This window comes from Pedobacter glucosidilyticus, assembly GCF_002483235.1.
GTDB classification, from domain to species: domain Bacteria; phylum Bacteroidota; class Bacteroidia; order Sphingobacteriales; family Sphingobacteriaceae; genus Pseudopedobacter; species Pseudopedobacter glucosidilyticum_B.
Genome location: NZ_DLHN01000022.1, coordinates 38,969 through 63,023, shown reverse-complemented (window position 1 = coordinate 63,023; position 24,055 = coordinate 38,969). Strand labels below are relative to the sequence as shown.

Annotated in this window: 8 protein-coding genes; 5 read left to right on the top strand and 3 right to left on the bottom strand. The window is 35.3% G+C overall.

Annotated elements, in window-relative coordinates:
* Window positions 1-83 precede the first annotated feature (83 nt).
* On the top strand, window positions 84-3,785 hold the full coding sequence (locus tag B2745_RS08275) for a sensor histidine kinase (protein WP_304065258.1): 3,702 nt from the start codon (window positions 84-86) through the stop codon (window positions 3,783-3,785).
* Complete coding sequence (locus tag B2745_RS08270) at window positions 3,782-7,228, top strand: hypothetical protein (protein ID WP_304065256.1); 3,447 nt, start codon at window positions 3,782-3,784, stop codon at window positions 7,226-7,228. The genes B2745_RS08275 and B2745_RS08270 overlap by 4 nt, the downstream gene beginning before the upstream one ends.
* Window positions 7,229-7,239: 11 nt before the next feature.
* Here the strand turns inward: B2745_RS08270 and B2745_RS08265 are convergent, their stop codons facing one another.
* Genes B2745_RS08265 through B2745_RS08255 form a run of 3 tightly spaced genes read right to left on the bottom strand, consistent with a single transcriptional unit; the run spans window position 7,240 to window position 8,822 of the window.
* Window positions 7,240-7,770 carry a hypothetical protein gene (locus B2745_RS08265; RefSeq protein ID WP_304065255.1) on the bottom strand — a complete coding sequence of 177 codons (531 nt, stop codon included), beginning with the start codon at window positions 7,768-7,770 and terminating at the stop codon, window positions 7,240-7,242.
* Complete coding sequence (locus B2745_RS08260) at window positions 7,754-8,488, bottom strand: ImmA/IrrE family metallo-endopeptidase (RefSeq protein ID WP_304065253.1); 735 nt, start codon at window positions 8,486-8,488, stop codon at window positions 7,754-7,756. Before B2745_RS08260 ends, B2745_RS08265 begins: the two co-directional genes overlap by 17 nt.
* Complete coding sequence (locus B2745_RS08255) at window positions 8,472-8,822, bottom strand: helix-turn-helix domain-containing protein (RefSeq protein ID WP_304065250.1); 351 nt, start codon at window positions 8,820-8,822, stop codon at window positions 8,472-8,474. Before B2745_RS08255 ends, B2745_RS08260 begins: the two co-directional genes overlap by 17 nt.
* Window positions 8,823-9,120: 298 nt before the next feature.
* Between B2745_RS08255 and B2745_RS08250 the strand changes: the two genes are divergently transcribed.
* The 3 genes from B2745_RS08250 (at window position 9,121) to B2745_RS08240 (ending at window position 24,053) form a co-directional block, all read left to right on the top strand.
* Window positions 9,121-10,179 (top strand): helix-turn-helix domain-containing protein, encoded by a 1,059-nt coding sequence (locus B2745_RS08250; protein WP_304065247.1) that lies wholly within the window; start codon window positions 9,121-9,123, stop codon window positions 10,177-10,179.
* Window positions 10,180-10,577: 398 nt separating this feature from the next.
* Window positions 10,578-13,961: an FG-GAP-like repeat-containing protein gene (locus B2745_RS08245; RefSeq protein WP_304065245.1), complete on the top strand. Its 3,384-nt coding sequence runs from the start codon at window positions 10,578-10,580 to the stop codon at window positions 13,959-13,961.
* 99 nt (window positions 13,962-14,060) lie between these two features.
* Complete coding sequence (locus tag B2745_RS08240; RefSeq protein ID WP_304065242.1) at window positions 14,061-24,053, top strand: FG-GAP-like repeat-containing protein; 9,993 nt, start codon at window positions 14,061-14,063, stop codon at window positions 24,051-24,053.
* The last annotated feature ends 2 nt before the right edge of the window (window positions 24,054-24,055 follow it).

Below are 24,055 nucleotides of genomic sequence, written 5' to 3'. Positions count from 1 at the left end.
AGAAACACTTTCCCGTTGTTTTTTGGCTTGATTTTTAAGTTTGTAGTATCTTTAAAAGATTAGATGAATTAGCTTAAACCCAATTGAAGACAAATACTAAAATACGCTGGCTTTTATTAATTGTTACCATTGGTTTATTTGCAACCTCATTAACAGCTAGGTGGGCAACAACACGTTCTTCAAACCTAGAAGATGTAGCCCATGATATTGCAGACAAGCTAGGCGAGAAAGAGCTCTTTATTTATGATTATGTGGCAGATTCTGTACGTTTTAAAAATCTAGAACGTATTAATAAAAACGCCTCAGAGGCTCTAGATATCATTAATTATTTCACTTCCAACCAAATATATTTTCAGGTATTTAAAGATGACCAATTGGTTTTTTGGTCTGATAATAAAGTAAGCGCTAGCTACGCCCTAAATATTAAACAAGGGGCCTCATTTGTAGAATATCAGAACGGTTGGTACGAAGTTGTTAAGAAAGAAGATAAAAATTATAGTGTCCTTTTTTATATCCTTGTTAAAGATAAATATCCTTACAAAAACCAATTTTTAAATAATCAGAGTAGTCATAGTATCATAAAAGACCCTACTATTGGTATTGCAGATATCAATGATAAGAACGTAGCAGATATTAGAAATCTGGAAGACCGTTACTTATTTTCTATCAAACGTACTGCGGGTATTACCAATATTCCCTATACCAATATAGAAATTTTGATGTGGGCCATTGGTTTGTTAACCCTATGCCTGCTTATCAACAGTATTTGTAAGCATTATGCAGATGATGGTAACCCTATACTAGCCTCTTTGGCGCTATTATTTGCTTTTATTGCGTTGCGCTTTGTGGGGCTAGAATATCATTTTCCGGATGCTTTATATCATCAGGATTTATTTAGCCCCAAAATATACGCTTCTAATTATTACTTCCCATCTTTGGCAGATTATGGATTGAATATTTTATTGGCTTTATGGTTTACCATTTTTGTGTACAGCTATAAAGAAAAAATATTTAAACCTATTAACAACCCATGGTTTGGCTATCCTATTATTATTTATTCTGCATTTTTTATAGCTGTAATTTCTAATTTACTTTCCGATTTATTTTTTGGATTAGTATTTAACTCTAATATTAATTTTAAGGTTACCAATATTGTAAACCTAGACGGTTGGAGCATTTTAGGTATCAGTTTATTATTAGTTACCCTGCTTACCTATTATTTGATAGTTGTTATCCTCATCACTTTTTCTGCTTACATCAACATTAAATTAGAGATTAAAGCAGCTATAATGGTGGCGGTTTTAATAGGATTTAACCTATATCAATCTTTTTTTGATGAGAATACCGTTTTTTTATTGCTGATATTTCTGCTAATTCTGGTTATTGCCCGGGTTGTTTACCAATATAAAGGTCAGGTTGTTTTCCCCGCTTTGGTATTAATTACGCTCATATTAGCTACGCTTGTATCAATCAAACTTAACCGATACGAGAATATCAAAGAGCTGGAAACCCGCAAAAGGTTAGCTACTAAATTAGAATCGGCAGATGACCCACACGCCCTTATCCTGTTTACAGAAATTGAGGAAGAGATATTTAAAGATGATATTTTATCATTCTATTTCAAAAATCCGGAAGCTTACAGGAAACGCTTATACTCCAGATTTCAAAACTATTACCTTACCGGATATTTGGGCGAATATGATTTTAAGCTTTTTGCTTTTAAGCCCGATGGCAGTGCTTTAGAAGAAAATGAGGAAGAGCTAAATACCTATAAAACATTGGTAGAAAGTGGTGCTATTAAGGTTTCTGCTAATTTTTACAGAGTTAGCAATACTTTTGGCTTGCAAAACTATTTTGCTATCATCCCTGTAAAGGAACAAAACACTTTGTTAGGTTCTATGGTGATAGAGTTAAGGTCTAAAGATATTAGAGAGTTTGGTACTTTTCCGCAGTTATTTAAAGATGGGAAACTTATTTCTATAGAAGATTATGTTGATTATTCTTATGCTTATTATGCAAATAATAAATTGATTTATCAATCAGGTAATTTTATATATGATCTTGTAAATAAGGATTTTAGTGGAAGGCTTAAAGATTTTGTAATCCTTAGGAAAGATAATTATAGCCACATGATTTATCAGCCCGAGCCTCATAAATATATTGTGATTAGCAAAGAGTATCATACTTTTTGGAGAGAAATAGCCTCTTTGTCTTTCTTCTTTATCTTGCTTTTGGTTTTTGGCTTACTCATTATCTCTTATAAATGGATATGGGTTTTTGTAACTACACACAGGTTTAATTTCCGCAATCTAAAATTTCGGCTCTTTATCAACAGTGGTAAAATGTTGTATAAAACCCGTATACAGATAGCTTTAGTGATGGCTGTTGTAAGCTCTTTGGTTATCGTAGGTTTAATCACTTTCTCTTACATATCTATCCAATACAAAGAACAGCAAGATGATTTGATAAAAGAACGTATAAAAATTATCGTAGAAGCTTTTGAAAGCAGGGTAAAGTACAGAAACACTACTTTAAACATTGAGGAAGATATGATGTCTTTCACAGAGTTTTCTAAAATGTACAATACCGATTTAAATTTGTATGATATTAACGGTATCCTTATCAACTCTACGCAACCCCGTATTTATAATTTAGGTATACAGGCTAAAAGGATGGATGCCCATGCTTTAATACAATTACGTTTATTACAAAAGGCAGAACTGTTGCAAGATGAGCGAATTGGCAATTTAAATTACAAATCTGCCTATATGCCTGTAAAAAATGCTAGTAATAATGTGATAGCCTATTTGCAATTACCTTACTTTTCTAACCAGAACGAGTTTAACCAACGGATAGGAAACTTCTTAAACTTATTGATAAATATTTATGTATTAGTTTTTGTAGCCATAGGTTTCTTTGCTTTTGTAGTAGCCAATCAGATTACATCTCCGCTTACGCTGATACAGGAAAGCATGGCCAAAACAGTTATTGGCAGAAAAAATAAACCCATATTTTGGCGCAGAAATGATGAAATAGGAAACTTGATTTCTGAATATAATAAAATGATATTAGCCCTAGAAGAAAGTGCTAACAAGCTGGCACAGTCTGAAAGAGAAACCGCCTGGCGTGAGATGGCTAAGCAGGTGGCACATGAAATTAAAAATCCGCTTACACCGCTCCGTTTAGGTATACAAATGTTAGAGCGCTCCTGGAAAGAAAAAGATCCGAAGTTTGACGCTAAATTCGAGAAGTTTAGCAAATCATCTTTAGAGCAGATAGACAGTTTAAGTAGTATTGCATCGGAGTTTTCTAACTTTGCCAAAATGCCCGATTTAAAACTAGAAGTTTTTGAATTGGTTGATGTTTTAAACCAAGCCATCCATATTTATAAACAAATGGAAGGTGTACAAATCATTTATGAAGAAGAAGACTTTGCTAAGCTTTGGATAAAGGCAGATAGAGACCAACTTCTACGCTCTTTTAACAACTTGCTTAAAAATGCTATTGAAGCGATGCCTGAGAATAAAGCAGGTATCATCAACATCAGCTGCCAGATTTATACCGAAAAGGTAGAAATTAAAGTACAAGATAATGGTGCGGGTATACCAGAAGATTTAAGGAGCAAGATTTTTACACCAAATTTCACTACCAAAAGCTCTGGAACGGGCTTAGGTTTAGCATTTGTGAAACAAGCTATAGAGAATATTGGCGGAAATATCTATTTTACTACGCAAATTAATGCAGGAACATCTTTCTTCATTATCTTGCCTCTGGTAAATAAATGATCAAGAAAATACTCATCGGCTTTATACTGCTTTTAACTGCTGAGCATAGTTTTGCCCAATTCAAGAGTAATTTCCAATCTAAAAAAATAGCAATAACCGATACTATTTCCATTGATACGCTAAGTATTTTACCTCATACCTTAAAGGTTTTTCATGAGCAATTGGTAGATAGCAGCACTTATAGCGTAGACTATCCAAATGCTTTACTTATTTGGAAGCAGAAGCCAGCTATAGATTCTGTAACTATTAGTTATCGTACTTTTCCACTTTTGCTTACTCAAAAAAGCTTTCGCAAAAATCCAAGTTTAATAGAGGAAGCGGTCATCAATAACAATCCATTTATCTATCGGCCAAAGCAAGAAGATAATACGCTGTTTAATTTTGAGGGAATAGAGAAAAGCGGAAGTATTTCTAGAAGTATTGGCTTTGGTAATAATCAAGATTTATCTGTAAACTCTAATATGGTATTGCAGTTGGCTGGTAAACTCAATAATGAAATAGAGTTTTCTGCCGCCATTTCTGATGATAATTTACCTATACAGCCAGAAGGAAACACCCAACAGATTAATGATTTTGACAGGGTTTTTATCCAGCTAAAGCGAAAAGAAACTACTTTAATTGCTGGAGATTACGAGCTGCGTAAACCTGATAGTTATTTCATGAATTATTTTAAACGTACGCAAGGTGCTTATGTATCAAACAGCTATAAAAATAAAAAAGGACAGCTTTTTAATACGCAGGTAGCTGGTGCTGTGGCCAAAGGTCGCTCGGCCCGCAACCAGTTTGATGGTATAGAGGGTAACCAAGGGCCATATCGTTTAACCGGTAATAATGGTGAGCAGTTTATTGTAGTGCTATCGGGTACAGAGCGTGTTTTTATAGATGGTCAATTGCTGTTAAGAGGGCAGGATAACGATTATATTGTAGATTATAATACCTCAGAACTTACTTTTACTACTAAAAGGTTAATTACCCGTTTTACCCGTATTGTGGTAGAGTTTGAGTATTCTGATAAGGTTTTTGGCAGAAGTTTATACTATGTTAATCAGGATTTTAAATCAGAAAAACTAAAAATTGGTTTCAATTTATACTCGGAACAAGACAATCCTAATCGTCCTTTTTTACAAGATTTAAGTCAAGAGCAGCAGCAATTTTTAAGCGGTATTGGTAATAATATCAATCAGGCATTATTTCCTAATATAGATTCGGTTACGTTTAATGAGAATGAGATTTTATACCGCCGTGTAGATACATTGGGCTTTAACCAGGTTTATGTTTACTCCACCAATCCGCAATTGGCAAAGTACCGCGTAGGTTTTTCTTTTGTAGGGGCAAACCGAGGGAACTATCGGGTTGATGCTGCCAGTACTGCCAACGGTAGGGTTTATGTATTTGTAGCACCTATTAATAATATCCCGCAAGGAGATTACGAACCTGTTACCTTATTAATTACACCCAAAAAGCAACAATTGTTAACGCTTAACGCTGATTATCAAATCGCAAAAAAAACGCGTTTATTTACCGAAGTTGGGATGAGTAATAACGATGTCAACTTGTTTTCTGATTTGCAAAATGCAGATAATAAAGGCTTGGCTTATAAAGTTATATTACAGCAACAAAATCGATTGGCTGGTAATGATTCTACCGGATTAAAATTAAACACACAGGTAAGTTATGAGTATGTAAACCAGCGTTTCAGACCGTTAGAGAGGTATCGCCCAGTAGAATTTGACCGCGATTTTAATTTCAGAGGCATCAACTTAGAACAAGCGAATGAGCATTGGACTACCCTTTCTTTAGGTTTGTTTAAAACCGATGCTAAGCAGTTGAAATATCAAATATCTAGCTTTACCAGAGGGGCAAACTATAGTGCTATACAGCAAGCTATTAACTCCAGATTTGCTTTTAAGAAATATCAGTTTAGTTATGATGCCAGTCTTTTACAGTCTGATGTAGGCCTAGATGAAGGCGATTTTTTCAAGCAAAAACTCATCCTAACCAAAGCTTTTAAAACCTTTGAAACAGGTACCAGATACGAAGAAGAGCTTAATAAAACTTTCAATACTTTAAGTAATAACCTCACGCTACAATCTTTCAACTTTAGAGAGTACGATTTTTTTGTTCGTTCTTTAGCCAATAGCAAAACAGGTTTCCAGTTAGGTTATATTACCCGTTTTGATGATACACCAGAGGGCAGCCAACTTACGCCTTTTAGCAAAGCCAATACTTTTACCGGTAAGCTAGAACTCAATAAAAAAGGGAAATCAACCTTAACCATTAACACCAGCTACCGTACCATTACCTACCTAAAATTGGATAGCGCAAACCGCGATGAAGAAACCCTTTTAGGTAGGGTAGATTATAACCTGAATGCTTTTAAAGGTTTTTTAAACTTGAATACTTTTTATGAGCTAGGTACTGGGCAAGAACCCCGTAGAGAATTTATTTATTTAGAAGTGCAGCCTGGGCAGGGTATTTACGCCTGGAATGATTATAACAGTAATGGTATCAAAGAGCTAAACGAGTTTGAGATTTCTCGTTTTCCGGACCAAGCCCGCTATATCCGTATTTTTAGACCTAATAACGAGTTTATCCGATCTAATTTTACCAGTATCAACCAAACTTTAAGGCTTAACCCGGCTAGTATCTTCAAGAAAAAAGAAGGTTTTTCTAAACTAATGGCTAAGTTTTCTTCTATATCTGCATTAAGGATAGATAAGAAAGTTTTAGCTGGTGATGGTAATATTTTATTTAACCCTTTCCAAACCAATATTGATGCACAAGACCTTGTTTCTTTAAATTCTTTCATCAGGAATACTTTATTTTATAACCGTTTAAATGCTATTTGGGGTATTGATTTTAATATCCAAAATACCGCGAGTAAAATTTTACTTACCAACGGTTTTGATAGTCGTAACCAGCAAGAACAAGGTTTAAGACTGCGTTGGAACTTTATTAGAAAGAGTAATTTTAGTATCGAGTTTAAAAACGGAGCTAAAGATTTTACTTCAGAACTTTTTGCAGAGCGTAATTATGCCATCACATTTTATGAGTTGAAGCCGGAGTTTGGCTACCAATTCACTACCGATTTTAAAATCACCTTAAATTCGGGCTTAAGGAAACAAAGTAATGGTAGTGCTTTTGGTGGCGAAGAAACTTTAAACCTTCGTTTAGGCTCGGAAGTACGTTATAACCTGCTCAAAAAGGGAACTTTTACAGCTCAAATCAATCTCATCAATAACAAGTTTGAAGGCAATAACAATACCCCAGTTGCCTACGAATTGTTAGACGGTTTACAGCCTGGCAATAACCTTACATGGTCTGCCGGTTTCCAAAGAACCATTTCTAATGGTATACAGCTTAACCTCACCTATGAAGGAAGAAAGTCTAACGAGGTAAGAACTATTCATACAGGTGGCTTGCAGGTGAGGGCTTATTTTTAGTGTTAAGGGAACTAGAGCGTTAAACCATTCATTTTACAGTATTCTTCCAGATTTTTACATGGTAACTTAGCTGGTTGTTTAGCAGTGATAAGGTTATATATCATAAAGTCGCATTCTGCCAAACTTAAAATTTTACTTCGGTATGCCTCATAAATGAAATCCATAGTAGATAGATATTCAATTTGATGAATTTCACAATAAGCTTTAATATCTTTCCAATTATTAGAGGCTATAATATCCTTAGAAAAACGAGCCATAGCCATACAAGCACTCTCTCCGGGGCCTTTAGTTTTTTTAAGTAATGCAAACTCTTTTAAAATTTCTGGTTTTTGTGGTAAAGGAATTTCTGTGATTTGCTTAAGCTGAATCAATTGATTGATGTATACTTTTAACTTAGGATGCCTTCTAATCTCATCAGCAACTATTTCTAAAACCACTTTTTGATTAGAAAAAATTTTAGGAAATATTAGTATATTTCCGGATATCATGAAATGACTGAGTACATCAGCATCAACTAAAATGTATTTACGACTCTGGCTCATCAAAGGTGTCGGCATAAATATCTTTTCCAATATCCATCATCAAAGACATATAAAAACTTTCGGAAATAACATCTGCATCATAAAGCTCTTTAGCTAATTGCCCATATTGGCCAATAACTACACCCTCATTTCCCTTTTCATATAAACGAGTATCGAAACCATGGTTAACAGCACTTCTCTTAATATTTATACTATACTCATCAAATTTTGATGTTGACAGTAAATTAAGAGTTTTTAATCTATAAAGTAAAGCCGCCCTTGAAGTGTAGAAATATTGTTCTAGTTTAAGGATAGTTGGTAACTGAATCTTATCTTTTTTTAATTCATTATCGGGTATTTGTTTGTAAATACCATCTTCTGGAAGTAATAGTTCTGCTGCAAATAAATCGGCATTGTATTCTTCCAAATCAGATTTATCGAATTTACCTGTAATACATGAACGAAATTTAAAATCAGGTTGCTTAAATAGGTGATAAAGCTCGTGAGCAATTGTAAAGTGTTGCTTTCCTAAACTATGATTAGAATTAATTAATATAAATTTTTTATCAGCTGCTTTAATGGCCATGCCAGAAAATACTCCGGATAGTGGTTTGTAAACAGTAAGAACATTATTGCTTAATAAAATACTTTTAAGTAGGATGGGTTCTGTATTGTTTAAACCGTTTTCTTGTCTAAATTCAACTGCTTTTTTTGTAATGATATTAGGACTGGCTGCCAAGTTTTAAGTTGCTTAGAGTTAAATAATTTTTCACAATTTTTTTAAATTCTGCAATTGTAGCTAAATCTTCCACAGCTAAATCTTCTGCTCTAAATGCGAAAGCTAAGCATGTATTAATAGCTTCTGGATTGTCTTCTAGAAGGTCTTCTAAATCGCAACCAAAAAGATCTGCTAATTTTAACAATATCTCTGCAGAAGGTTCTCTGCTACCACTTTCAAAATAACTAATCATTTCTCTTTGTACACCAAGAAATTGTGCTAAGGCATCTTGAGTTAGCCCCATGTGTTTTCTAAAGGCAACAATATTTTTGCTTAAAACTGATGTTTGGCTCATAAAGTTGTGGTAAATTGTGTTACAAAATTATAAATATAAGTTTATTTTCCTAAAAAATGTAACAAATAATTGATGTTGCGACTTATTATACTTTTTAAAAATAGCTGCAACAAATAAAATAATTCCAAATTCTGATGCTATAATGAACGATATAAAATTATTAATTGATTTAAAAGAAAAAATTAATTCTAAAAAAAGATAATAAGAAAAGTTTAAAAACTTGAAGTTTGAAATTTTGTGATTTGATCATTTATTCGTTTATTTAATCTTAGGAAATTAATTTCATTTCAATAAAATTTTGGAAAATATATTTGAAATTGTAAATCATTGGAAAAAGAAAATTTTAGCCAAAGCCTTCAAATATAATAATGGCTTTTTCGAGTTTCCATACCAGTTTACTCACCCTAAATTAATGGTAGAGTCGGTAAAATCTCTACCTTTTATGCATCATTACCCCAATGAGCAAGTATTAAAAACCAATACATTATTTTTAAAAGGGGCTTTATATTATTTTGAATTTGAAGAGGGATTGTGGGTTGTTATTTCTGATTGCCATTATAAAACAAATTTAGCTTTCATCAATAAAGATCAAGTAGTAACCAAAGGTTTCTATAACTTATCATACATCAGCTACAGCGATAAAAATGATAAAAAGGGAAATTTAAATGGTCATACGATGATAGATAAAATTTGGACGCTTTATCATCCAGGAGAAGAGCTTAATGCTTATCATTATAAAGATTCTAGTAATCTTATCATTTGCTTTTCTTTTGATGAGCATTGGTTAGAAAGAAATTTTTCTATATCTAAACTCCCTGATAACCATCCACTTAAAGTTTTATTTAGTTCAGAATTAAAGTACAACCCATTTATAAAAAATCCGGTTGTTGATGCCCAGTATAAAATTGAACAATTGTTTTTAGGAATCAAGTCCATCAGTCAAGGAGAATCAGCTAAATTTTTATTTAAGTCAAGATCATTAAGCCTATTAGGAGAATTTTTTGATGGTATAACCAAAGATTTAACAGATATTAATTTTTCTAAAGAAGATAAATTAATCATGATTAAAATCATCGATTATTTAGAGAACAATTTGTTGAAAGATTTTCCGGGGATTAATTTTTTAGCAAATTATACCAATACCTCCCCTACTAAGGTTAAAACCTTATTTAAGCAGTGGTTTAGAATAAGTACTTTAAAATGGTTTAGGGCTAAACAAATGGATTTAGCGATGAAATTATTGAAAGAAGATAAGATAAAAGTTAAAGATTTAGCCTTTACTATGGGTTATAACAATGCCAGTAAATTTACTTTAGCTTTTAAAAATTATCATCATACTAACCCTTCAAGCGTATAGTATAAAGTTATATAAAACAAATAGTAGATAGATTGAATGTGCTATATGTATCAAAATCTCTAATTTTTTTGGGTAATTAACCTATTTTATAAGATTTTCTTTTATTAGAGCCCATAAAAAGGCTTTTTATTCGATTAAAAAGAGCTCAGCTTAACTTAAATCAATATCTGAAAGCTAAATTGTGTCATTTTTTGCCCAAAAATGTAATTCTCGTGATGTTTTTGGGCCTTGATTTCCACAATTATTGATAATTATGTCCTTTTTGGCTATATATCCGTCTTTTTTGGCTACAAAAATTCAAAACGATAGTCTAATTTTATCTCATAAAAGTTTAATATGTTTTGTATGAAGCATTAAAAGCTCTTAATAAAATCTCTTTTTTAATTTTTAGACACTTTATGATTACAAATTTTACTTGTAAATCTTATACTCCACTCAGAGTAAAAAATCTTATACTTTTATCATTAAGCTTATTATTTGCTTCAATTCAAGTTAAGGCGCAGGCACCTACAGTCAGTTCTTTCAGTCCTTCAAGTGCCAAACCAGGCGATGCAGTTACCATAACGGGAACTAACTTTAACACCATACCAGCTAATAATATAGTATTTTTTGGGGCAACTAGCGCAACAGTAAACTCTGCTACTACAACTAGTTTAACGGTAACGGTACCCACTGGAGCAACTTATGCGCCTATCACCTTATTAAATACAGGGACTAGCTTAGCAGCTCAAAGCTTAGGTAGTTTTAATCCGGTTTATAGCCCAACAAAAACAGGAATTACAACGACAGATTTTGCGGCAGAGCAAGTTTTAGTGGCAGGTGATGCCCCTCATCTTATAGCAGTAGGCGATTTAGATGGAGACGGAAAATCTGATTTGGCAGTTGCTAACAAGAATTCAAACACGGTTTCTGTATACCGCAATATAAGTAGTATTGGAAATATCACATCAGCCAGTTTTGCAACTAAGGTAGATTTTGTAACTGAAAGTGAACCATTTGCAGTAGCGATAAGAGATTTAGATGGAGATGGTAAACCTGATTTAGTAGTTACCAACTATGGTTCATCTAGTATTTCGGTATTTCGTAATATAAGTACAATTGGTTTGTTAGATGCAGGTTCATTTGATAACAAAATAGATTTTACAACGGGCAGTAGTCCTCGTATATCATCTATTGGTGATTTAGATGGAGATGGAAAGCCTGATTTGGCAGTAGTTAACGAATCATCTGGCGATATCTCTATACTACGTAACACCAGTATTACTGGTATTCTTAGTTTTGCATCTAAAGTAGATGTTGTTGCCGGATCTTCCCCAAGATTTATTGCTATTGGAGACTTAAATATTGATGGAAAGCTTGATTTAGCTGTTACTAATTTTGGCTCCAGTAATTTTTCTGTATTCATGAACTCAAGTAGTATCGGTAATGTTAGCTTTAATCCAAAAGTTGATTTTACTGCCGGAACTAGACCAGTTTCGGTTGCTATTGATGACCTTGACGGAGACGGAAAGTCTGATTTAGCAATACTTAATCGTAACTCGAGTAATATTTCTGTCTTTCTTAATGCCAGTAGTAACGGTAACTTTAATCTTAATCCTAAAATTGATATTGCAACTGGTAATATTCATGAATATTTCTCCATAGGTGATTTAGACGGGGACAGTAAGCCTGACTTTGTAGTGCCTGTTTTGGGGTCAAATACATTTTCATTGTTACGTAATACCAGTAGCAGTGGCATGTTAAGCTTTAACGCTTCTGTAAATTTAAGTATTGGAAATAATCCTCATTCTGTAGTTATAGCAGATTTAGATGGTGATGCTAAACCTGATTTGGTAACATCTCATCATCAAAGTAATATAATTTCTATATTGAGAAATACTGATTTACCTCCCACAATTACCAGTTTTACTCCATTAAATGCCAAACCAGGCGATGTGGTAACCATAACCGGAACAGGTTTTAACACTACTGCAACAAACAATGTTGTGTTTTTTGGAGCCACAAGAGCAACTGTTACAGCGGCAACAGCAACTAGTTTAACGGTTACAGTGCCAGTGGGAGCAACTTACGATTATCTCAATGTTTTAAATACAGGTACAACTTTAGCTGCCCAAAGTTTAAAAAAATTCCATCCACTTTTTAGTCCTAGCAAAGCAGGTGTATTCACTACGGATGATAAAGTAGATTTTGCAGCTGGGGATAGCCCTTTATTTACGGCAAGTGGTGATTTAGATGGAGACGGAAAAGCTGATTTGGTGGTTGCAAATTATATTGGTAATACAATATCAATTCTAAGAAACACTGCAACTAATGGAAGTATTTCAACAAACAGTTTTGCTGCCAAAATTGATCTTAGTACTGATTTTCCTAATAATGTAATTATTAGCGATATAGATGGAGACGGGAAGCCCGATTTAATTGTATCTAATTCATCAGCTAGTCCCAATATTTCAATATTTAGAAATACATCAACCAGTGGCAATATTAGCTTTGCTGCAAAAGAATTTTTGGTTGTTAACGCTAGCTTTTATTCTTGGTTTACCATTGGGGATTTTAATAGCGATGGCAGACCTGATATTGCAGTTGCCAAAGATTTGGAGATTTTGATATATCCTAACTCATCCTCAAGCGGAAGCATAAGTTTTAGTAGCCCAACAACTATTGTTGGGTCGCTTTACACCTATAATATTACTGCAGCAGATATAGACGGAGATAACCTATTAGATTTGGTATTAGGGGTAGATGGGGGATTTGGCGTATTTCGTAATACATCTATAAATGGGGGGATAAATTTTGCAAATGGTGTTTATAGAAGTACTAGAGAATATGATGTTTCTATGGTAATTGGCGATTTAGATGGAGATACAAAACTGGATGTGGCAGTAACTTACGGTTTTGATGCAAGAATTTCATGTTTTCTAAATACCTCCACACCAGGAAATATCAGTTTTGCCACAAAGGTTGATTTTTTCTTAGGTTCTCATGATTCTTTTGCTTTAGGTGATATGGATGGCGATGGAAAACCAGATTTGGTGACTACGAATATTAGCAATGTGAATATTTTACCAAATACTTCTAACATTGGTAGTGTTAGCTTCACTTCTGTAGTTCAAATTACGGCTGGTCTAGTAACTAGAAACGTCATTGTAGGTGATATAGACGGAGACACCAAACCCGACTTAATAGTTGCAAACGAATACTCTGATAATGTTTCAGTTATTAGGAATGCAGATATAGTTCCTTTACCAGTATCATTAATAAGTTACCAAGCTAAACTTCAAACTAATGGAACAGTGCAGTTAAATTGGCTAACCGCACAGGAAACGAATAACAGCTATTTTGAAATTTTAAAATCAACAGATGGTAAAAATTTTAGTTCCATAGCTAAAGTAACCGGTGCAGGCAACTCAACACAACAAACACAGTATGATTATACAGACACTAGACCAGCTAGTGGTTCAAATTATTATCAATTAATACAATATGATGATAATGGTAAACAAACAGATTTAGGTGTAAGAGCTGTAAATGTAACGTTTGGTTCAAAAGAGTTAACAGTTTACCCTAACCCAGCAATCAGTTTAATTAATTTAAGTTTTGAGGCTGATGTTTACCAAAAATTAGAGGTGATAGACTTAACAGGTAAGATATTAATGAGTCAAACTATCGATAAGCAAGAAAACAGCATCAGTTTAGATATTAGCAAACTTGGAAGCGGTATTTACAATATCAGATTATCTGGAGAAGGTAAGCTCATAACTAAGCAAATGATTAAACAATAGCAAAAATTCAAAAGCCTGTTAGTAAACTATTTTATTAACAGGCTTTTTTGAATGTTTAAAAATTAAAGCGATAAACAAGCACCATATATATTTTAAAATATGAAAAAAGCACTACTTTTTTTTACGTTAATATTTTTTAGTAAAGCGCTCTTAGCACAAATACCCACCATTACTTCCTTTAGCCCTGTAAACGGCAAACCGGGTGATGCGGTTACGATAACAGGAACAAACTTTAATACCACCACTACAAACAATGTGGTATTTTTTGGTGCAACTAGGGCAACCGTTAATACGGCAACAGCTACTAGTTTAACTGTAACAGTACCTACTGGTGCTACTTATGCCCCTATAACTTTATTAAACACTGCTACTACATTAGCAACTTATAGCACAGTGTTTTTTAACCCTACTTTTAGCCCTAACAAAGCAGGTGTAATCACCATGGATCCTAAAGTTGACTTTGCCACAGCCTCACGTCCCCTTTCAGTAGCAAATGGAGATATAGATGGGGATGGGAAGCCAGATTTAGCAATTGTTAATTCTGGTAGTAATACAGTTTCTATTTTACTAAACACTGGTAGTAGTGGTACGGTGAGTTTTGCTAGCAAAGTCGATTTTACAACAAGTTCATCTCCATATTCAGTAGCCATAGGTGATATAGATGGAGACGGCAAACCAGATTTAGCGATAGCTAGTTTTAACAATGGCACTGTTGGTGTATTACGCAATACGGGCAGCATTGGCGTATTGAGTTTCAGCAGTATTGTCAATTTTACCGCAGGTATAAATCCAGTTGCGGTGGCCGTAGGTGATATAGACGGAGATGGGAAGCCAGATTTAGCAGTTTGTAATTCTAGTAGCAGTACAGTTTCGGTAATTCGCAATACCAGTAGTAATAGTACATTGAGTTTTGCTAGTAAAATTGATTTTGCCACAGGTACAAACCCAAATTCAGTAGCCATAGGAGATATGGATGGGGATAACAAGCCAGATTTAACGACAGCTAATTCTCATAGTAATACGGTTTCAGTAATACGTAATACTAGCAGTATCGGTGTGGTGAGTTTTGACAGCAAAGTCGATTTTGTTACTAACACACGTCCTTCCTCTGTAAGCATTAGTGATATAGATGGGGATGGAAAGCTAGATTTGGCAGTGGCTAATGGTAGCGCTGGCACTGTTGGTGTATTACGCAATACGGGTAGTATTGGTATAGTCAGTTTTGCTAGCAAAGTTGATTTTGCCACGGTAACATCTCCTTTTTCAGTAAACATTGGCGATATAGATGGAGATGGGAAGCCAGATTTAGCGGCAACTAATTTTAACGATAACTCTGTTTCAGTATTACGCAATACAAGCAGTAGTGGTATAGTGAGTTTTGCTAGCAAAGTAGATATTACAACAGGCACAAATCCATATTCAGTAGCTATTGGCGATTTGGATGGCGACGGTAAGCCAGATATGGCGGTGACTAATTTTGGCTCAAATAGCATTGCTATATTGCGCAACACTGATTTAATTCCTCCAACAATTACCAGTTTTAGTCCTTTAAGTGCAAAACCAGGCGATGTAATTACCATAACAGGAACAGACTTTAATGCTACTGCAAACAACAATGTGGTATTTTTTGGAACCGCTAAAGCAACAGTAACCGCGGCAAGTGCTACAAGTTTAACGGTAACCGTACCAACAGGGGCAAGTTATGCACCAATTTCTGTTTTAAACACAGGTAACAGTTTATCAGCGCAAACCTTAAGTAATTTTACACCAACTTTTAGTCCATCTAAAACAGGGATTTCACTATTAGATTTTTCACCAAGGCAAGATTTTTCAGCCGGAAACTCAACTTATTCTGTTGCTACTGGAGATTTAGACGGAGATGGTAAGCTAGATATGGCAGCTGTTAATTACGGATCCAATACCCTATCTGTATTTCATAATACAAGTTCTAGTGGAAGTATCACTTCTAGTTCATTTGCTACAAAAGTTGATTTTACAACAGGGACTTTTCCAATTGCAGTTTCAATTACTGACTTTGATGGTGATGGTAAGTTAGATATTGTTGTGGCAAATTATGGAGGTCATAGTGTTTCGGTATTTCGTAATACCAGTACTACTGGAAGCATCACAACATCTTCATTTGCTGCAAAAGTTGACTTTGCTACAGGCCTACAGCCAACATCAATTGCCGTTGGAGATTTTAATAAAGACGGTAAGCCAGATATAGCAACAGCTAACCCTGGCCATAATACTTTTTCTGTATTACAAAATACAGCATCTAGCGGTTCTATAACAACTAATTCATTTGCCGCAAAAGTTGATTTTGCTCTTGCATCAGGCGCTTCCCCTCAATCAATTACAGTTGGAGATATAGATGGCGATGGGAAGCTTGATATTGCCACTGCCAATGCTTCTATTAACACAGTTTCTATTTTCCAAAATACACATGTAGGTGGTGATATATCAAGTAGTTCATTTGCCACTAAAGTTGATTTTAATACAGAACTTGGACCTTGGGCTGTTTCAATTACAGATGTTGATTTAGATGGCAAACCCGAATTAATAGTTGCAAATAGAAATAACAATAGTTTATCAGTATTTCAAAATATTCATTCGACAGGAAATATAGCATCCAGTTCTTTTGCCACAAAAGTTGATTTTGCAACTGGTGCGGGTAATGGCCCATACGCCCTAGCTATTGGTGATATAGATGGAGATGCTAAGCCAGATTTTGCAACTGCAAATGCGAATTCTGGTACAGTATCAATTTTCAGAAATACGAGTTCCGTAGGTAGTATAAGCACTTCAAGTTTAGCTACAAGGGTTAATTTTAATGTAGGTTCATCTCCACTATCTATAAGGATTGCAGACTTAGATGGAGATAGTAAGCCAGATATTGCAACTGCTAATTCGCAGTCAAATGGAGTATCCGTTTTACGAAATACTGAAATACCCCCAACCATTACCAATGTAACCTCTACAAAAACAAATGGAAGCTACCTACCTGGAGAGCAGATTCCTATTACTATAATTTTTAATGAAGCTGTAAATGTTACAGGAACACCGCAATTAACGCTAGAAACAGGTGCTACAGACCGTATTATCAATTATACATCCGGTACCGGAACCAATACTTTAACTTTCAACTATACTGTACAAGCCGGAGATGTAAGTGCTGATTTAGACTATACCTCTACCACTGCATTAGCTTTAAACGGAGGTGCTATAACCAGTGTACCAACAACTTTAAACGCTATTCTTACTTTACCAACACCAGGGGCAACGGGTTCATTAAGAGCAAATAAAAATTTAGTGATATTGATTCCGCCTCCAACCATCACGTCTTTTAGTCCATCATCTGCCAAACCTGGGGATATAGTCACCATCACAGGAACTAACTTTAATGCTACAGCAGCTAATAATGTGGTGTTTTTTGGAGCAACAAAAGCAACAGTAACAGCAGCAACCGCAACCAGTTTAACGGTAACGGTTCCTCTAGGAGCAACTTATGCACCAATTTCAGTTTCAAATTTAAGTACAAGTTTATCTGCCTCTAGCAATCGTAATTTTCATCCATTATTTGATCCTGTAAAAACAGGAATTATTTCTATGAATCCAAAAACGGATATTATTGCAGGGAGTATTCCTTATGGTGTTGTAATAGGAGATTTGGATGGAGATGGAAAGTCGGAAATAATTGCAGCTAACTCAAATTCAAATACCATATCAATATTTAGAAATACCACAGCTGGAAATACCTCAAACTTTGCCGCAAAAATTGATTTTTCGGTTGGTTTAAAGCCTGTTGCCATTGCAATAAGAGATTTAGACGGAGATGGTAAGTTGGATATTGCTGTAGTAAACCAAAACTCAAATAGTGTATCTGTCTTAAGAAATACATCTACCATAGGTAATATAAGTTTTGCAAGTAAAGTAGATTTAGCAGTAAGTTCAACCCCATCATTTTTAGCTATTGGCGATTTAGATGGCGATGGTAAGCCAGAGATAGCTGTATCAAGTACAAATGACGGTACTATTAGTATTTTGAGAAATGTTTCTGTAAGTGGCTCTATAAGTTTTGTTAACAGTCAAAATTTTCTAACAGGAAACGATGCCTCTGGTATAGCTATTGGAGATATGGATGGTGATGGTAAACTGGATGTTGTAGCATTAAATAGAAGCCCAAATAGCATTTCAATATTATTAAACACTTCTACCAATGGGGTATTGAGTTTTGCTCCTAAATCAGATTTTGCTACAGAAACATTTTCTTCCTTTTGTTCTCTTGCTGATATAGACGGTGATGGTAAATTTGATGTGTTGGTTACCAACACTTTAGGGGATCCTAAATTAATAATTTACCCTAACACTTCTACAAGTGGTAGTATAAGTTTTGGGGCTGTTAAGAGCTATGATTTTTTTGGTGGTTCTTTTGGTATAGCTACAGGTGATATTGATGGTGATGGAAAACCAGATATTGCACTAACGGATTTTAGTTTTGGTCTTGTTTCGATATATCGAAATACCTCAAGCAGTGGTTCGATTAGTCTGGCTGATAAAGTGGATTTTTCTACTGGCGATCAACCCCTTTCAGTAGCAATAGGTGATTTGAATGGCGACGGAAAACCTGATTTAGTTACTGCAAATTCTGGAAGTATAGATAAAGTTTCAGTATTAATAAATGCAGAATTACCACCCACTATTAGCAGTTTTGCGCCACTTAGTGCCAAACCAGGTGATGCAGTAACCATTACTGGAACAAACTTTAACACTACAACAACTAATAATGTAGTATTTTTTGGTGCTACTAAAGCAACTGTTACAGCGGCAACAGCTACCAGTTTAACGGTTACCGTACCAATAGGCGCTACTTATGCACCTATTACCGTATTAAATACCGGTTTAGGCTTAATTGCACAAAGCCCATCAAGTTTTAACCCCATTTACAGTCCATCTAAACTTACTTTTGCTAATTCTGATTTTGAGCCTAAGGTAGATTTTGCCACTGGTAATAGACCATCCGCTTTAACTACAGGAGATTTTGATGGTGATGGATACCCTGATGTAGCTGTGGTTAACAGTTCAGACAATAACATCTCTATTTTTAGGAATACAGGGAACGGAACAGCTATTGGCTTTGCTAATAAGATAGATTTTGCAACCGATAATACGCCAGTTTCTATTCAATCTGGAGATTTTGATGGTGATGGTAAACTAGATTTAGCCATTGTCAATTCATCATCAAATAGCATTTCTATTTTAAGAAATAATGGATCAAGCGGAACCATCAGTTTTGAAACAAAACAAGATTATATTACACAAAGTAATCCAGGCCAAATAAAAATTGGAGATTTGGATGGCGATGGTAAACTTGATTTAGTTATCAATGAGTTCGGGAATAATAGCTTTTCTATATTTAGAAATACCAGTAATGTTGGAGTAATTACTTTTGCTTCATCAAATACATTGAGTACGGGTGCAGGTAGCAATCCTTCTGCATTGGCTTTAGGAGATGTAAACGGAGATGGTAAATTAGATATAGCTATCACCAATTTTGGAGCCAGTAAGTTAGCCTTGTATCGTAATACAAGCTCGGTTAATACACTAAGTTTTGTTTTAGATAATAGTTATGATACACAGTCTTTCCCTCTATCCATAGTGATTGGTGATTTAGACCAAGATGGTAAAGCCGATATAGCGGTTTCTAATACCAACTCAAATACCGTTTCTTTTTACAAAAACACTGGAACTAGTGCCATCATTAGTTTTGCTGATGGCCAGCCTAATTTTGCTATGGATAGCCCAAGAGAACTTACCATGGGTGATGTAGATGGTGATGGCCAAGTAGATTTAGCTGTAGCTAATATCAATGCCAGTACAATTAATATTTTTAACAACAGCAGTACTAGTGCATTTTTTAGTTTTGATAAGACGATGCATACAGCTGGTACTAATCCTGTTTCTGTAGCTTTAACAGATTTTGATGGCGATGGTCGTCCTGATTTAGTAGTAGCCAATAGCAATACCTTATCAAATTCTATCTCTGTTTTACGTAATGCGGATATTGCTCCTAGAGTAAACCTAGTCAGCTCATCAGCAGCTAATGCTACTTATCAGTTAGGTGAAATCATTCCAGTAAAAGTTGCTTTTGATAGAATCGTGAATGTTACTGGTAATCCAAGACTTCGTTTAGAAACAGGTACAATAGACCAATGGGCCAATTATATCTCTGGTAGCGGTACGGATACCCTAACTTTTAATTATACCGTACAAGCCGGAGACGTAAGTACAGATTTAGATTATACTTCAATATCAGCTTTAAGCTTAAACGGTGGTACCGTTAAGGGAATCACCAATGTGGATGCCAACTTAACTTTGGCATCGCCAGGGGCGGCGGGTTCATTAGGGGCAAATAAAAATATCGTGATTTTTATAGCTCCACCAACCATTGTGAGTTTCAGTCCAGCTAGTGCAAAGCCGGGAGATGTGGTAACCATTACAGGTACAAACTTTAATACAACTCCTGCAAACAATATTGTTTTCTTTGGTGCTACCCAAGCAACAGTAAATGCGGCAACAACTACTAGTTTAACGGTAACTGTACCAGTAGGAGCTACATATGGCCCAATTACTACTTTAAATTCTACCACTGGTTTAGTAGCACAAAGCGCAGTTAATTTCAATCCCGTTTATAGTCCAGCGAAAACTAAATTAACAGCAGGTGATTTTGCTCCAAGACAAGATTTTACAACAGGTTCTGCGCCATTTTCTATAGCTATAGGTGATTTGGATGGAGACGGAAAATCTGATTTGGCAGTAGTAAATGAATCCTCAAATACGCTGTCTATATATCGTAATACAAGCACAAATGGAAGTATATCATCAGGTAGTTTTGCACCTAAGGTAGATTTTGCAACAGGAAATTACCCATATAGTGTAGTGATAGGAGATTTAGACGGAGACGGTAAACCTGACTTGGTAGTGACTAATGATGGTGATAGAAATGTTTCAATATATCGTAATACCAGTACTAGTGGAAGTATCACCACCAGTTCGTTTGCGCCAAGTATAAATCTAGCAACTAGAAATAATCCTCGTCCAGTAGCGCTAGCAGATTTAGATTTAGATGGTAGGTTAGATTTAGCAGTTGTCAGTTACACCACAAACGTTGTTTCAGTCATTCGTAATAAAAGTACTATAGGAAGCATTACCACAAGTTCTTTTGACCCTAGAGTAGATTTAGTAGTGGGTTCTACTCCAAATTCATTAGCGATAGCAGACTTAGATGGAGATGGTAAACCAGATTTGGCTGTGGCTAATGTGTCTTCTAATGATATTTCGGTATTTCATAACACTAGTAATATTGGCAGCATCACATCTAGTTCGTTTGCAACAAAGGTAGATTTCCCTACAGGAGCTATCCCATATGGCTTAGCCATAGCAGATTTAGATGGAGATGGTAAATTAGATTTAGCAGCAACAAGTTTAACTACCAACAGCGTTTCAGTACTTAGAAATACCAGTAGCAGTGGAAGTATCACCACCAGTTCGTTTGCATCTAGAATAAGTATTCCAACAGCATCTTTCCCATATTCATTAGCAGTTGGTGATTTGGATGGAGATGGTAAACCAGATTTAGCAGTTACAAATTCTGGTTCTAACAGTGTCTCTGTATTACGAAATACTAGTAGTAACGGAAGTATTACTTCAGGTTCATTTGTAACAAAAGTAGATTTTACAACGGGTAATAATCCGAGAAGTTTAGCAATTGGTGATTTAGATGGAGATGGCAAATCAGATTTAGTGGTGACTAATATTAATGCTAATAGTTTCTCAGTATTAAAGAATATAGACCCACCAGTTATTTCAAGTAGTGGGACTTTAACAGCCATGAGCACTACTTATGGAACTCCTTCAAGTGCTATTAGTTTCAATGTTTCAGGTGCAAGTATGCAAGCAGGTATCAAAGTAACTCCGCCTACAGGTTTCGAGGTTTCCGCAGATAATACAACCTTTACTTCTACCCTAACAGTAGGAACTACAGGTACCATAAATAGTACCCCTGTTTATATCAGACTAGCAGCTAACACGCCAGCAGGAAATTACATCGGTAACATAGCACTAAGCAGCCTAAATGCTGATAGTGTTAAGATAGCTACCATAAGCAGTACGGTAAATCCGAAAACGTTAACTGTAACAGGAATAAGTATTGCTCAAAAAGTATACGATAGAACTACCGCTGCAACCATTACCGGAACGGCCAGCCTTAATGGAATAGTAGGTAGTGATAATGTTACCATCGGCGGAACAGCAACAGCAAGTTTTAATGATAAAAATGTAGGAGCAGGAAAAGCCATTACTGTTACAGGTAATTATACTTTAGGTGGAACAGCAGCAACTAATTATACCTTAACACAACCAACTACAGGCTTTACAGCAAATATCACCGCAAAACCTCTATTGGTAACAGCAACAGGTGTTAACAAAGAGTATAATGCTAATACATCAGCAACCGTTACATTATCTGATGATAGAATATCGGGTGATGTATTAACAGCAGCTTATACTACAGCCACGTTTAACGATAGAAATGTAAGCACAGGCAAAGCAGTATCAGTATCAGGTATTAGCATCAGCGGTACAGATGCAGGAAATTATACAGTAAATACTACCGCTAGCACTACAGCTAACATCACAGCTAAAGCATTAATCATTACAGCAGCAGATAAACAAAAGTTTGTGGGTACAGCAAACCCTGTATTTACTGCAAATTATAATGGTTTTGTAGCCGGAGAAGATGCAACAGTATTGATAACTCAGCCTAGTTTTAGTACTACGGCGGTATTAAATAGTCCATTAGGAAGTTATCCAATAGCTGTATCCGGAGCTACAGCACAAAACTATAACATCAGTTTTGTAAATGGAATATTACAAGTTATACCAGGTGCACCAACCAGTGTGAGTCTAGCATCAGTAACTTTATTTGAAAACAGACCATCAGGAACGTTAGCAGGAACTTTGAGCAGTACTTCTGATGACCCTAATGCTATCTTTACCTATAGTTTAGTTACAGGAGTAGGCTCAACAGATAATGCTAGTTTTGTTATCAATGGCAATCAGTTACAAACAGCAAGTAGCTTAAACTTTGAGAATAAGCAGAGCTACCAAATAAGGGTAAGAAGTACCACCCAATTTGGTTTCAGTTTAGATCAAACTTTTACAGTAAACTTAAGTGATGTAAATGAAACTCCAACGATTAATGCTATCGCTAACCAAAGAATTTACTTCCGTGAAGGTGTAACAGAAAGAATTAACTTACAAAATGTTACTGCCGGACCAGAAACCAATCAAAGCGTTCAAACACTGGTAACAAGCAATAATCCAAGTTTATTCCAAAGCCTAAGCGCTAATAATAACCAAATTAGCTATATCATCAATAACGGACAAACCGGAACGGCTACATTAACCGTAACAGTACGTGATAATGGAGGCACAGCTAATGGCGGCGCAGATCAAACTAGCAGAAGCTTTACCTTAACAGTAGATGCCGCACCAATTCTTACCGGTACAGGAACTGATATAGGCAGTAATTTAGAAACTCCTTATACCGCTAATCCAGAAATAGGAAAGGGTTTGAGTTCTAAATTAAAGTTAGAAGCCGTAGATGCACAAAGTTACAGCTGGAGTGGAGCAGGATTGAGCAATTATAACATCAGCAATCCAGTTGCTAGCCCTAGTACAACAACAACCTATACCGTAACCATCACCAATAGTTCAGGTTTTGCCACCACGTCATCCATCACCGTAAGGGTAAAAGATGATTATGTGATTGTTGCAGACAATAATTTCTCGCCAAACGGAGATGGTATAAATGATGTCTGGAAAGTTCAGAATATTGAGACTTACCCGAACCATGAATTAATGATTGTTGATAGAGGAGGTAGAGTATTGTATAGAACGCGAGGTTATCAAAATGATTGGGACGGAAAAATAGATGGCCAACCTGTAGATGATGGTACCTACTATTACTTCTTTAAGTTTGATGATACAAGCATCAGACCAGTAAAAGGATACATCACGATTATAAAATAAGG